General features: G+C 47.1%; 13 protein-coding genes. 8 read left to right on the forward strand and 5 right to left on the reverse strand.

Annotated elements, in window-relative coordinates:
• Positions 1-79: 79 nt before the first annotated feature.
• The 3 genes from KVT36_RS26320 (at position 80) to KVT36_RS26330 (ending at position 3,057) form a co-directional block, all read left to right on the forward strand.
• Positions 80-1,135, forward strand: a complete 1,056-nt coding sequence (locus tag KVT36_RS26320) for a phytase (protein WP_368670051.1) — start codon at positions 80-82, stop codon at positions 1,133-1,135.
• Between the two features lie 91 nt (positions 1,136-1,226).
• Positions 1,227-2,198 (forward strand): aldo/keto reductase, encoded by a 972-nt coding sequence (locus KVT36_RS26325; protein ID WP_217606431.1) that lies wholly within the window; start codon positions 1,227-1,229, stop codon positions 2,196-2,198.
• Between the two features lie 100 nt (positions 2,199-2,298).
• A complete protein-coding gene (locus KVT36_RS26330) occupies positions 2,299-3,057 on the forward strand; it encodes an AraC family transcriptional regulator (protein WP_254640211.1) in 759 nt (252 codons plus the stop codon).
• 21 nt (positions 3,058-3,078) lie between these two features.
• Here KVT36_RS26330 and KVT36_RS26335 read toward each other — a convergent pair whose 3' ends face one another.
• Positions 3,079-3,678 carry a hydrolase gene (locus KVT36_RS26335; RefSeq protein WP_217606433.1) on the reverse strand — a complete coding sequence of 200 codons (600 nt, stop codon included), beginning with the start codon at positions 3,676-3,678 and terminating at the stop codon, positions 3,079-3,081.
• Between the two features lie 32 nt (positions 3,679-3,710).
• The gene (locus KVT36_RS26340) at positions 3,711-4,559 is read right to left on the reverse strand and encodes an alpha/beta hydrolase (RefSeq protein ID WP_217606434.1); all 849 of its coding nucleotides are present in this window, start codon (positions 4,557-4,559) and stop codon (positions 3,711-3,713) included.
• Between the two features lie 143 nt (positions 4,560-4,702).
• On the opposite strand from KVT36_RS26340, the gene KVT36_RS26345 reads away from it, so the two are divergent.
• On the forward strand, positions 4,703-5,290 hold the full coding sequence (locus KVT36_RS26345) for a DUF4142 domain-containing protein (protein WP_217606435.1): 588 nt from the start codon (positions 4,703-4,705) through the stop codon (positions 5,288-5,290).
• Positions 5,291-5,468: 178 nt separating this feature from the next.
• Here the strand turns inward: KVT36_RS26345 and KVT36_RS26350 are convergent, their stop codons facing one another.
• A complete protein-coding gene (locus KVT36_RS26350) occupies positions 5,469-6,002 on the reverse strand; it encodes a YceI family protein (RefSeq protein ID WP_217606436.1) in 534 nt (177 codons plus the stop codon).
• 197 nt (positions 6,003-6,199) lie between these two features.
• On the opposite strand from KVT36_RS26350, the gene KVT36_RS26355 reads away from it, so the two are divergent.
• A complete protein-coding gene (locus KVT36_RS26355) occupies positions 6,200-7,567 on the forward strand; it encodes an exonuclease domain-containing protein (protein ID WP_217606437.1) in 1,368 nt (455 codons plus the stop codon).
• Between the two features lie 526 nt (positions 7,568-8,093).
• Here the strand turns inward: KVT36_RS26355 and KVT36_RS26360 are convergent.
• Positions 8,094-8,717, reverse strand: coding sequence for an energy transducer TonB (locus tag KVT36_RS26360; protein WP_217606438.1), 624 nt, complete (start codon positions 8,715-8,717; stop codon positions 8,094-8,096).
• A gap of 106 nt (positions 8,718-8,823) precedes the next feature.
• Positions 8,824-9,843, reverse strand: coding sequence for an amidohydrolase family protein (locus KVT36_RS26365; RefSeq protein ID WP_254640212.1), 1,020 nt, complete (start codon positions 9,841-9,843; stop codon positions 8,824-8,826).
• Positions 9,844-10,265: 422 nt separating this feature from the next.
• On the opposite strand from KVT36_RS26365, the gene KVT36_RS26370 reads away from it, so the two are divergent.
• The 3 genes from KVT36_RS26370 (at position 10,266) to KVT36_RS26380 (ending at position 13,815) form a co-directional block, all read left to right on the forward strand.
• Complete coding sequence (locus tag KVT36_RS26370) at positions 10,266-11,195, forward strand: phosphoribosylaminoimidazolesuccinocarboxamide synthase (RefSeq protein WP_217606440.1); 930 nt, start codon at positions 10,266-10,268, stop codon at positions 11,193-11,195.
• Between the two features lie 202 nt (positions 11,196-11,397).
• The gene (locus KVT36_RS26375) at positions 11,398-13,194 is read left to right on the forward strand and encodes an ABC transporter ATP-binding protein (RefSeq protein WP_217606441.1); all 1,797 of its coding nucleotides are present in this window, start codon (positions 11,398-11,400) and stop codon (positions 13,192-13,194) included.
• Positions 13,195-13,359: 165 nt separating this feature from the next.
• The gene (locus tag KVT36_RS26380; RefSeq protein WP_217606442.1) at positions 13,360-13,815 is read left to right on the forward strand and encodes a DUF3276 family protein; all 456 of its coding nucleotides are present in this window, start codon (positions 13,360-13,362) and stop codon (positions 13,813-13,815) included.
• Positions 13,816-14,027: the final 212 nt, after the last annotated feature.

Below are 14,027 nucleotides of genomic sequence, written 5' to 3' on the forward strand. Positions count from 1 at the left end.
AGCAAAATGTACTTCATTCGCTCATAACATTCGCATTAAAGGCTTTCTGCTTTCTGCTTTCAGCATAAAACAAACAACAGTGAAATACTTCCTCTTCATTCTTCCCCTTGCCCTGCAATCCTGCCAGGGGCAGCAGGGGCCTATCGTTATACAGGATACCACGCTTAGCAACGGCAAGGCCCTGCAGCCGGTAGTAGTTACTGAACCGGTGTTATACGATTCCGATGATCCAGCCATCTGGATCAACAAAACCGATACAGCACATAGTCTTATCATTGGCACCGACAAGAACAGCGATGGCGGCCTGTATGTATTTGACCTGCAGGGAAAGGTTGTACAAAAAGTAAGCGGCCTTAAACGTCCTAACAACGTAGACATAGCCTACGGCCTGCACCTGAACGGGCAGCCCACAGATATTGCCGTTACTACAGAACGGGAAACCAACAGCCTGCGCATTTACCGCCTGCCGGATATGCAGGCCGTGGACGGCAGCGGCATCCCGGTATTTGAAGGAGAGGAGGAGCGGGCCCCCATGGGCATCAGCCTGTATACACGCCCTTCAGACAGCGCCATCTTTGCCATTGTAAGCCGTAAAACCGGCCCTGCTACCCAATACCTGTGGCAGTACCGCCTGCAGGATAATGGCAAGGGACAGGTAACAGCCACGCTGGTACGAAAATTCGGGCAATACAGCGCTAAAAAGGAAATAGAAAGTGTTGCGGTGGATAATGAGCTGGGCTACGTTTATTATTCTGATGAGCAATCCGGCATCCGCCAGTACTACGCTGATCCGGCAAAGGGAGATGCAGAACTATCCCTCTTTGGACAGCACGAGTTCCGGGCAGATAATGAAGGCATCAGCATTTATAAAACCGGCCCGGCTACAGGTTATATCCTGGTATCAGACCAGGATGCCAACAGCTTTAATATTTACCGCCGTGAAGGCGATGCTGGTGATCCGCAGCGGCATACTTTACTGAAAAAGATCCTGGTATCTGCTATGAACAGCGATGGCTCCGATGTTACCAATGTAGCGCTGGACGCACGTTTTCCCAAAGGGCTTTTTGTAGCCATGAGCACCGATAAGACTTTCCATTACTATGATTGGCGGCAGCTTGAAGCATTAATAAGGTGAGCCATACAGACAAGTAAATTGAGCCGCAAAAGAAACCCCTCAGAGGGTTCAAAAGCTGATCTTTGTGCCGTTAATCAATAAAATAACAACCATGACAACAATAACAAAGATCAGCCTGGGCAAGAATGGACCACTTGTATCTAAACTGGGATTAGGCTGTATGCGCATGTCGCCTGTTTGGGGAAACAAGGGGAGCGACGAAAGTGAAAGCATCGCCACCATTCAGCAGGCATTGGACAGCGGCATCAATTTCCTGAACACCGGCGACTTTTACGGCCACGGTCATAATGAGCTGTTGGTAGGCAAAGCCATCAAAGGCAGAAGGGATGATGCTTTCATCAGCGTAAAATTTGGCGGTATCATATATGGCGGTCAATTCATTGGATTGGACCTGCGGCCTATAGCCATCAAAAACTTCATCAACTATTCTTTGGTGCGCCTGGGTATAGATACCATAGATCTTTACCAGCCCTGCAGATTAGATAACAGCGTTCCGGTAGAAGACGTAATAGGAACTGTTGCTGATCTGATCAAAGAAGGAAAGGTGCGTTACCTTGGCGTATCTGAGATCACTGCCGGTCAGCTGCGGAAGGCAAATAACATACACCCGGTAACAGCATTGGAAATAGGCTATTCACTGGCCGACCGCCAGATAGAAAGTGAGCTGCTTCCCACCGCTAAAGAGCTGGGGATAGGAGTGGTGGCCTTTGCCAATACTGCCGAGGGTTTACTTACCGGTGAGCTGAAAGCACCGCTTGCAGCCAATGCTTACCATAATCACTTTTCACGTTTCCAGGGAGAGAACCTGGTAAAGAACCTGGAGAAAGTGGAAGTGTTGAAAACAATGGCAAAGGAAAAAGGGGCCACACCCACACAGCTGGCCATTGCCTGGGTGAATGCGCAGGGGGATCATATTATGCCACTGGTAAGCATGAGCCGGAGATCGCGGCTGCCGGAAAACATACAGGCTATGGAGATCAGCTTCACGGCTGAGGAGATGAATGCCCTTAATACCCAGTTTGCGCCGGGCGCCATACTTGGCGGCACCTATTTGCAGCGATAGGAGCGTCTGCAAATAAGCCCCGTCAATTTAATATCTTTACTTAATGATAAATCCAACTGAAATAATCCCCGGGGTTTTATTTTACTCTTATCTCTCCGCCATGAGAAAGGAGAAGGTAGGATTTTTTGAATTTACTATACTGGTATTACAGGTTTCCGGACAGTTTACGATGGAGACTGCCAGCGAGCGCATTTCGATGGGACGCGGCCAGATGTTGCTGGTCCGGAAAAATCAGCTGGGAGAGCTTACCAAAATGCCGCTGGAAGATGAGGATTATCAAACCATTGTGATTCGCCTGGACGAAGATATGCTCAGGAAGTTTGCCCTGGAAGAACAGATTGAGATAGCGCAAAAATATACAGGCCCAAGCAACATTCTTATTCCTGAAAGCGATTTTTTGCATGGCTTTTTCCAGTCCGTGATGCCTTATATCCACCATCCGGAGGAAAAGATTACCCATGCGCTGGGAGTGATAAAAGTAAAAGAGGCTATACAACTATTGCTGCATACCATGCCGGAACTGAAGGAATTCCTGTTCGACTTTTCTGAACCCCATAAGATAGACCTGGAAAAATTCATGCTGAGTAATTTTCATTTCAATGTTCCTGTTGAAAGATTTGCGCAGCTCACGGGCAGAAGCCTTGCGGGGTTCAAGCGTGATTTCCAGAAAGCATTCGGCATGGCCCCGCGGCAGTGGCTGCAGGACAGAAGGCTGGCAGAAGCCCGGCACCTGATAGAAAATAAACATAAAAAACCATCTGCCATCTACCTTGACTTAGGATTTGAAAGCCTTTCCCATTTCTCGCATTCCTTTAAAAAGAAGTTCGGTAAGGCGCCCAGCGAGAGTTTGCATTCTTAATTATTCATTTTTCATTATTCATTACTGCTGTAATTGATTGGCAATCACAAAACCTATCAGCTCATCCTGCGCAATACCTGCACGCATACACGCATCCTGGATATCTTCCCGGGATACATTTGCTGCAAAGGATTTTTCTTTCAGCCTTTTCTTTACACCTTTAATATCCATCCCGGCATAACCATCGGGCCGCATAAGCGAGTAGGCATGTACCAGCCCGGAAAGCTCATCAAAAGCGTATAACATTTTATCCATATTGCTTTCCGGCTCCACGCCAAAATAGCGGGGGCCGTGTGAGGCAATGGCTCTTATTATTTCAGGATCTACCTGCAGGCGTTCCAGCTCCTCAATGATCTTGCGGCAATGCAGCTCCGGCCACAGGTCCCAGTCGGCATCGTGCAGTAAGCCGGCCAGCTCCCAGCGCCATTGCCCGGCTTCATCCAGCTTTTCGCTTTCAGCGGCCCAGCAGCGCATCAGGTGGCCTACCTGCCGCATGTGCAGCTGTAGCTTTTCATTCTTTACCCATTCGCGGAGCAGGGCATTAGCATCCTCTTTTGATAGTACGTTGCCGGCATTCGCCGGGTTGCCGAATGTTGTTCTTCCTAATGGTAATATTTCCATGCAAGTGGTTTGCTTAATGTGAAGAATAGGGTTTACTGTGTTATCTTCTTTAGCCATTTTTCCGCCAGTGCGGGCCACACATCTGCAGCAGGGTTGCCGGGCCGTAAGCCGTATCCATGCCCGCCGTGGGCATAAAAGTGTAATTCTACAGGCACCTTTGCATCGCGCAATGCGCCTGCCATTACCAGCGCGCTGTTGCCATAGGTATCATCTGCCGTAGCAAACAGGAACATGGGCGGGGTTTTGGCATTCACCGCCAGCTCCGGCGTTAAGGTACGTTGCGGGCCTTTGTCGAGGTAGGCCGGGTAGATAAGCAATGCGAAATCGGGCCGGCAGGAGAGGGCGTCCGCATCATCCACCGGCATATAATTATGTTGCTCGTATAAAGTAGCGGCGCGTGCGCTTAAGCTGCCACCGGCAGAAAAGCCTAATACACCTATTTGTTTATTCAGCTCCCATTCTTTTGCCCGGCTGCGCACAATACGCAAGGCCCGTTGTACATCCTGCAGCGCGCCTTTTTCTTTTTGCGGCACGCGGTACTGTAATACAAAAGCGGTGTATCCCAGCCCGCTTAGCCATTGTGCAATTTCATCACCTTCCAGGTTAATGGCCAGTATGCTGTAACCGCCGCCAGGACAAACAACAATACCCGTATGCAGATCAGGCACACCGGCTTTGGGTGTGTATACGGTAAGGATGGGGTCTGTAACATCCGTTAATCTTATTACATGCCTGCTGGTGTCCGGCGTAGGTACAGCCGCTTTCTTGGCAGCTGTTTCCCCTGGTACCGTACCCGGCCATAAGTGAATGACAGTCTGTTGTTGCGCAACGCTGGAAAAACTGCTCATAATGATGCAAAATAGCCATAAAGGATGTTTCATAGAGTGGAATTTATTCCATACAAAATACAATTTAATGCCATTTGTACCTATGCTTTCTATAGGTATTCCCCCATTTTACTGATTAGGTATCCTTTTTGTATCCAAAGCTGGCAGAAGCATATCAATCACCAAAACAATAAGTTATGAAACATGTATTGAACAAATGGAACACTTTATTACTTGCTGTCTTGCTGCCTTTTGCCCTGCAGTCCTGCGGTGGAGGTAACACTAATGCGAGTCACGACGATAGTGTAGACAGCGCTAAAGATGTAAATGAAGCAATGGCGCCGGTAGACAATGAATCATCAGACTTTGCAGTAAAAGCCGCCAGTGGTGGTATGATGGAAGTAGAGCTAGGTAAGGTGGCCCAGCAGAATGCCAGCTCACCCCGCGTAAAAGCTTTTGGCCAGATGATGGTGCAGGACCACTCTAAAGCCAATGAAGAGCTGAAAAGCCTGGCCAGCGCAAAAAATGTAACCCTGCCGGATAGCGCAGGTGAAGACCATAGCAAACATATCCAGGATCTTAGCAAAAAGACGGGTAAAGATTTTGACAAAGCTTATATAGATATGATGGTAGATGACCATAATGAAGATATTGACATGTTTGACAAGGCCTCCAAAGACCTGAAAGATGCCGATCTGAAAGCATTTGCCACCAACACACTGCCCACTTTACGCGCACACCTGGATTCTGCCAAGGCGGTACAGGAATCGCTGAAGAAGAGATAGCGGCCTGGGGCCGTAGTCCACGGACCATGGTCCACAGTCCATAGCCTGGTGCGTATTGAAGATTTTCAATATAGTACTGGGGCGGGTCTGTCCATTTTTCCAATATTCTTTAAACAAAAGGCCATAGTCTGCTGACCGTGGCCTTTTGTTTATGCTTGATTGTGGCCTCCGGGCCACACTACTGTTTCGCCAACTCTATCTCGCAATGGATCCGTACATCGTCGCCTACAACCAGGCCACCGGCTTCGGTTACGGCGCTCCAGTTCAGTCCAAAATCTTTCCGGTTAATTTTACCGCTTACCGTAAAACCGGCTTTAGTATTTCCCCAGGGATCTTTTACCACGCCGCCAAATTCCACACCTACGGTTATTGACTTCGTTACATCGCGGATGGTGAGGTCGCCGGTTACATTATAAGATCCGTCGTTATCCACGGACTCAAATTTCTTCGGCACAAAGGTGATCTTGGGGAAAGCGTGATCGTCAAAGAACTCCGGTGAGCGCAGGTGCCGGTCCCGGTCATCATTGCCGGTGGATACTGATGCGGTGTCTGCCGTAAAAATGGCTTTAGCCGTAGTAAAATCCTCCTCTTCTGTTTCCGCTTCCAGGCTGAACTTATTAAAGTGGCCGGAAACGCTGGAAATCATCAGGTGTTTAATTTTAAATCCTATCGAGCTGTGTGCCGGGTCCAGGACCCATTTGGAGACTGCCATATGAAAGTAGTTTTAAGTGATAAGTTTAGTGCCTGGGGAAATTACGAATTATCAGGCTAAATGACGAACGCAAAACAGTGAATGCAAAACGCAAAATGCTGAATGCTTAACGCTGAGCACATCATACGCTGCATTTTAGCGTTCCGCTTTTTGCGTTCGGCATTAAGCATTCCGCCTTTATTCGTAATTTCACGAAAATGTATGCCATTGTTGACATAGAAACCACCGGCGGCCATGCCAGCGCCAATGCCATTACGGAAGTAGCCATTTTTGTGTACGATGGCCTGCAGGTGGTGCAGGAGTACCATACCCTGGTAAATCCGCGCATGCCCATTCCGTATTATGTACAGTCGCTCACCGGTATTACAGATGAAATGGTGGCGGAAGCGCCTGGTTTTGAAGACCTGGCGGAAAATATTTACGGCCTGCTGCACGATAAGATCTTCGTAGCCCACAACGTTAATTTCGATTATTCTTTTTTACAGCATCAGCTGGCTACCCATGGGTATGAGCTGAAGTGTAAAAAGCTTTGCACGGTACGCCTGGGGCGTAAGATCATCCCGGGCCTGCCATCGTACAGCCTGGGTAACCTGTGCCGCTCCCTGGAGATCCCCGTATTACAGCGCCACCGCGCTGCCGGCGATGCGGCTGCCACCGTACGTTTATTTGAGATGCTGCTGCTGCGGGATACAGAGCAGGCTATAGCCGGCGCTCTTAAGGCAGGCTCCAAAGAGCAGTTCCTGCCGCCCAACCTGCCGCCGGAGCAGGTAAAACAGCTGCCTGCCAACCCTGGCGTATATTATTTTCACGATCAAAAAGGGAAGGTGGTGTATGTAGGCAAGGCGCGCAACCTGCGCAAGCGGGTGAACAGCCATTTTACGGGCAACAATGCCGGGCGCAAGCGCCAGGAGTTCCTGCGTAATATTTACAGCATCAGCTATGAAATAACCGGTACGGAGTTAATGGCGGAGATCCTGGAATCTGTGGAGATAAAGCGGTTATGGCCGGTATATAATTATGCCCAGAAGCATGTGGAGTTCAACTACGGCTTTTACACTTTTGAGGACCAGGACGGGTATTTACGCCTGGCTATTGAAAAGCGGCGTAAGTATTCCAACCCCCTTCATGTATTTAAATTGCTGGTAGAAGGGCATCAGCTGCTGCGGAACCTGATCCGGAAGTTTGATCTGTGTCCCAGGCTGTGTTTTCTGCAAAAGGGGAATGGCGCCTGTTTACCGCTGCAGGAGCATACCTGCCGTGGCGCCTGTGAAAAAAAAGAACCCGCAGCCTTGTATAATAACAGGGTGCAGGAAGCCATAGACTGGTTGCAACAGCAACAGCCGTCATTTGTAATTATAGGTCATGGGAGAGGGGTTGATGAACAGAGCTGTATACTGATGGAAAAAGGGCGCTTTTACGGAATGGGATACCTTCCCCGGGATGTAGCCGTTACCGGTAGTGACCAGCTAAAGGATTTCCTTACGCAGTACCCCGAAAATGAATACATCCAAAACCTGATCCGGCTGCACGCAACCGGCAAAGCTGCCCGTTTGTTACCATTGTAACAACCCGCATTCCACACTCCCCACGTACAATAAAACCAAACAAAAAAAATAGAGCAGATCAGTCCCTGGCCGGTAACTGGTACAGCTGCCGGTAGTAATATTAAGTACAGATCTGTTTGAAAGGCGCAAAAGCATTATTGAAAGAATGTGTTGCTGTTGCACAGGTATGAATGACTAACTGTATGGTACACCCTTTTGGTTTTTACAGGCCATAAATATCCCGGTACCGGATCCGGTACAATGCTGGTAGATAGTGTTTGTCCCCGTATGATGCAACAATGCCGGCTTTCTGTACGATCAGCAGTAAAAATGAAAACTGTGTGTCCTTTGATCTCTTAATTTAAAACGAAACGAAACTTTTAAAAAGTAACTGTCATAAACTGATCAAATACAGAGAGCCCGTGCTCACGAAAACAGACATCATATACCCTGGACAAGCAGGCAACAACATCACATTCAAAACAATAATAAAAATAGCCGCGGGAACCCGGAACGCCTTTCGGTAACAGGCCCCTGGAAAGTGCTATTACTGTTGTTGTAACAGGAACTTAACCGGCAGCTCAAAGTACATGCTTACAATACGTCCGTTATACGCAACCGGCGTAAACTTCAGTTGTTTGGCAGCATCTACGGCAGCATCTTCCAGGCCATAACCCAGTTTGGTCATAGGCTCCAGTTCGCTGATCTTGCCGTCACTGTTTACTACAAAAGATACATACACTGTACCGTTAACGCCATTCTCCTTAGCTTTGAAAGGATACTTCAGGTTAGCGTACAGGGAGGCAGTAGCATCAGCCAGCTGTTGTTGCTGCTCCTGTGAGTAAGTGATGGTAGTAAATACTGTATCAGGCTTGCCATTACGCTGGCGGATCCAGTATGCGTCAGCCACGGTGTTGTCCTGGATGGTGTACCCGTGTTGGATCTGACGGCTGTCAAAATAATTGTAAGACCAGCGGCCTGGTTTCATCAGGTTCTCGCCGCCTTCTCCGTTCAACTGCACAAAGGTGTTTGTACCATTGTCCCCTTTGTTGATAATAAAACGGATAGCACCATTCTTGTAATAAACGGTGTCGTTGGACGCCTTAGATTGCAGAGAACAGCCTAGCGCCATAATTAACAGTACGGCTGCTCCTAAGAATTGCTTCTTCATAGGTCGTTGTTTTATTGAATTAGAATTGTTGATGCTTCTTTCATGTTTTCCTGGTAAGTCGGTGTGTTCGGCAAGCTTTTCCATAGCTTTAGAGTTTAAGTGTTTCTTAATCCGGAAATCCGCTTTTGTCAATCCCCGGAATGATCTTCAATGCATTTTTATAATAGATCTTCTTTAAGATCCCGTCTGGCAGCTGCATTCCATACATCCGCCAGAACGCATGATATTTTTTATGGTACGGAAAGTACTCATCCGCTGTTTCCAGCACACGGAAGTAAGTAGCGTATTCCGATGGCACCCAGGAATCTTTCCCGAAAAGGATGCGGTCCTGGTATTTTTCAAAGAACGTGCGGGCCATAATGGGCTGCCGCCCCAGCTCCGCTATCACTGCTCCAAACTCCACATGCATATTAGGTATCTCCTCCATCAGCTCCGCCAGTTTTGCCAGGTCATTTGCATACCAGCCAAAGTGGGCGTTAATGAAGGTGGTTTTCGGATGTTTTTTAAACATCCTGTGCTGTTCCTCAATGATCTGTGCCCAGGGCGCGGGATTTTTAGGACCTCTTTGCCTGCCGGGGTGGGAGGCCAGCTCCAGCCAGCGCTCATTTTTTTCATCCATCGGCTCCCAGAAAGGTGCAGGGTCTGCCGCATGGATCAGTACGGGTATCTTCAGCTCACCGCATTTGTCCCAGATGGCATCCAGCCGCGGATCATCTATCGGTACCCGTTTACCACTGTTATCCTTCACACTCAGCCCCAGCGTTTTAAAGATCTTCAGTCCATTGGCTCCGTTCTTAACATCCTGCTCCAGCTGCTGTACCGCTTTTTGGGTCCAGCCCGGCTGCCCGATGCCGTCAAAGTCAATGTTGGCAAACACAATGAACCGCTTTGGCGCATGTTCCCTGATATTGTCTGCCTGTTGTTTAAGCTGGCTGCCATTGCCGCCGCTTAAATTCACCATTACCTGCATATGAAGGGCGTCCATTTCTTTTACGAGCGCCCCCAGGTCCTGGCTACCCATATTCCACTGATGATTGTGTACATCAATGAATGGATATTTGGCCCTGGTGAGGATATGTTCCGGCACCTTCAGGGTGGAAACCGGGTCATATTTCTCAAAATCCATATGGCCATTTTGGCTCGATTGGCCTTGTGCACAACCGGTGATTATCAGCCCGATATGTAGCAAAAGCGAATACCTGCTTAGGTTCTGGGTCATAGTTGAATCACGTCTCAAATTACGAATTTTTAATAAATACTAATAATTAATATAAGATTTTTTATTCTATTAATAATTAACATCACGTATTAACATCATTTTCAGATGATAACTAATTTTAAATCATCATATATTATATATGATATGTGATGTGTAAATTTTTTCCGGGCTAACCGGATAAAAGGAGGAGGCATTGTGGGTATTTTGTTGGCTGCATGTGGGGACTTTTTTTATGGGTAACGGTATTTTATAGCTTCCAGGCTGTATTTTTGCGCATCGTTAGTTTACGTAAACCATTCATTTCAGTTAATTTATAATTTTTCTTACTGATGCTTACATCTGATTTCAAATTTCCGGGACAAACAGCCTTCTATAAAGGCAAGGTACGCGACGTATATACCATTAATGACCAGCTGATGGTAATGCTGGTAAGCGACCGTATTTCTGCTTTTGACGTAGTACTGCCTAAGCCCATTCCTTACAAAGGACAGGTTTTGAACCAGGTAGCCGCCATTATGCTGGAAGCCACCAAAGACATTGTGCCAAACTGGGTTAAGTCTGTGCCTTTGCCAAATGTAACTATCGGGTTGAAATGTGAAACCTTTCCCGTAGAAATGGTAGTACGTGGTAACCTTACCGGCCATGCCTGGAGAACGTATAAAAGCGGCAAACGCGAATTATGCGGTGTACAGATGCCCGAAGGCATGAAAGAAAATGATTTCTTTCCCACACCTATTATTACGCCCACTACCAAAGCGCATGAAGGGCAAGATGAGGACATTAGCCGTGAGGAGATCATAACACAGGGCCTGGTAAGTGAAAAGGAGTATGCCCAGCTGGAAAAATATACGCTGGCATTATTTGAGCGCGGCAAGCAGCTGGCAGCCAAACGCGGCCTGATACTGGTAGATACCAAGTACGAGTTTGGCAAGATCGGCGATACCATTTATGTAATTGATGAAGTGCATACCCCGGACTCTTCCCGTTACTTCTACGCAGAAGGCTACGAGGAAAACCAGAAAGCCGGCAAAGCGCAGAAGCAGCTGAGTAAAGAGTTTGTACGGGAATGGCTGATGGAAAAAGGTTTCCAGGGCAAAGATGGCCAGCAGGTGCCGGAAATGGACGAAGCTTTTGTAAAAAGCGTAAGCGACCGTTACATAGAGCTGTTTGAAAATATCACGGGGCAAAAATTCGTAAAAGAAGATGTAAGCCCTGCGGATATAGAAAAGAAAATTATCGAGTCGCTTAAGAAAGCATAAAGCGGAAAGCATAAAGCTTAACGCTTAACGCAGAAAGCTTAAAGCAGAAAGTAAAAGGTGGAAAGCTTTATGCTTTCTGCTTTTCGCTTTCTGCTTTTTAATTACCTTTGTACACGCGAAACCTGTAACCGGAAACCTGTAATCCTGACAAGTAACAAACGTTAATCTATTAATTATTAATCCTTAATTATTAATTACAAGGATGAAGCACCTCGCAGCGCTGAATATATACTTTGTAAAATATAAATGGTTGTTCATACTCGGGCTGCTGTTCACTTCTATTTCCATTGTATTCAGCATTTTTCAACCCGTAATGGTTCGGCAGATCTTTGACCTGCTGGCGCAAAACCTGGATAACTACCGCATGATCAGCGACACCGGTATCAAAGGCGTATTCCGTTCCGACTTTACCCGCGTGCTGGCCTTTTACGGCGTTACCATTTTACTCTCTGCTTTACTGAGCGGCTTTTTCATGTTCCTGCAGCGGCAAACGCTGATTGTAATGAGCCGCCATATTGAATACGACCTCAAGAACGATATTTACCAGCAATACCAGCGGCTGGACCTCAACTTCTTTAAAATGCACCGCACCGGCGATATGATGAGCCGTATTACGGAAGATGTATCACGGGTGCGCATGTACGTAGGGCCGGCCATAATGTATGCCGCCCGCACCATTCTGATGCTGGTAATGATCGTGTACCTGATGGTAAAGGTGAACTTCACCCTTACCTTATATACATTATCGCCCCTGCCGGTGCTGGCGCTCACCATTTATTATGTGAACCGCATCATTCACCGTAAAAGTGAACGTATACAGGCGCAGCTCTCCAACTTAACCTCCATTGCACAGGAATCTTATTCCGGCATCCGTGTAATAAAATCATATGTGCAGGAAGATGCCACGGCGCAGCACTTTGCACAGGCCAGTGAAGAATACAAGCAGAGCTCTGTAAGCCTTGCCAAAACAGATGCCCTGTACCAGCCTGCCATGTCGCTCATGATAGGCCTGAGTGTTATACTCACCATTTTTATCGGGGGCATACAGGTGATACATGGTAATATTACCGTAGGTAACCTGGCGGAGTTTGTGATCTATGTGAACATGCTCATATTCCCGTTCTTTTCCATAGGATGGGTAGCCTCCATGATCCAGCGCGCCGCTGCATCGCAGCAGCGTATTAATGAGTTCCTGCAGCTGGAGCCCACTATTAAGAATAAAGAGAACGCACAGGCCATACCACTAAAAGGCAGCATCCGTTTTGATAAGGTGTCTTTTACGTACCCTCATACAGGTATCCAGGCTATTAAAGATTTTGAGCTGACGATTGAATCCGGACAAAAAGTAGCCATTATAGGCCGTACAGGTTCCGGTAAGTCTACCCTGGCGCAGCTACTGTTACGCATGTACGATCCGCAGCAGGGCAGGGTGCTGTTAGACGGCCATGATATCCGTGACCTGCGGCTGGACAGCCTGCGCGGCCAGATCAGCTATGTACCGCAGGATGTGTTCCTGTTCTCAGATAACATTACGAACAATATCCGGTTCGGCGCGCCGGCCGCTAACCTGGAAGCCGTAAAACAGGCAGCCCGCCAGGCCTCTGTGGAAAAGGATATCCTGAATTTCAATGAAGGTTTTGATACCATGATAGGGGAGCGGGGTGTAACCCTGAGCGGTGGCCAGAAGCAGCGCATCTCCATTGCACGGGCGCTGATCATGGATCCCAACATCCTGGTTTTTGACGATTGCCTGTCGGCGGTAGATGCCCGCACGGAAAAAGAGATCATTGGTAACCTGTACGCCTATCTGAAAGATAAGACTGCTATTATTATAACACACCGCATCTTTGCGCTGTTTGAGTTTGATAAAATAATCGTTCTGGACGAAGGCCGGATCGTAGAAACGGGAACGCATGAACAATTAATGACATTAAACGGCTACTACGCTGAGCTGTACGCCCGGCAACAATCCGGGGAGGAGGAAGCTGTAACTGAATAGAAATCATTTTTTTACATATACCGCTGGCCCCTTATCGGGAACTCTTTTTGATCACTTATCAAAATCATTTAAAATTATTTTGATATTTGTAAAACAATAGTATATTTGTTGCTTATTGAATATTGATAAATTGGATTGATTCGTTAACACTTAAATCTATCAACTGTGGCGTACGAAAACAACAATCAACAGGAAAGAAACAACGATAGCATCTTTTCTAAACGATTGAAAGCGGGTAAAAGAAGAACTTACTTCTTTGATGTAAAGACCACTCGGGGAAACGACTACTTTCTGACAATTACAGAAAGCAAAAAACGTTTCAATGACAACGGTTACGACAGGCACAAAGTATTCCTGTACAAAGAAGACTTCAACAAATTCCTGAATGCATTAACCGAAACCATCAATTATGTAAAAACCGAATTGATGCCTGATTTCGACTTTGATGCTTACAACCACGACTACGTGAGAGAAGATGGTGAAGACGACGGTAATGATGTAGTTGCAGAAGCCACTGCTGCTGCCGCTGCGCCCGCACCTTCACCTGTTGAAGTAGAAGAGCCGGCCATTGCGCCCGCTGCTGCTGCCGCCTCTCACAGCGATGATGTAGACAAATGGTAAGATTTTTACTCTTATTCAAGAATATGACCTCCGGACTTTTCCGGAGGTTTTTTTTTATTTACAAATGATCATATCATATATTTTCTGAAAGAGAATTTTATCTTAATCTGATTGCCTGCGGCAAAAGAAAAACCCCAGGCTTTTGTTACCGTAGTAACATCAAACCTGAGGTTTTATAATCTTATCTTTTCCTCGTTCTATTACTCTTTCGC

This window comes from Chitinophaga sp. GbtcB8, assembly GCF_019091455.1.
Classification (GTDB): Bacteria; Bacteroidota; Bacteroidia; order Chitinophagales; family Chitinophagaceae; genus Chitinophaga.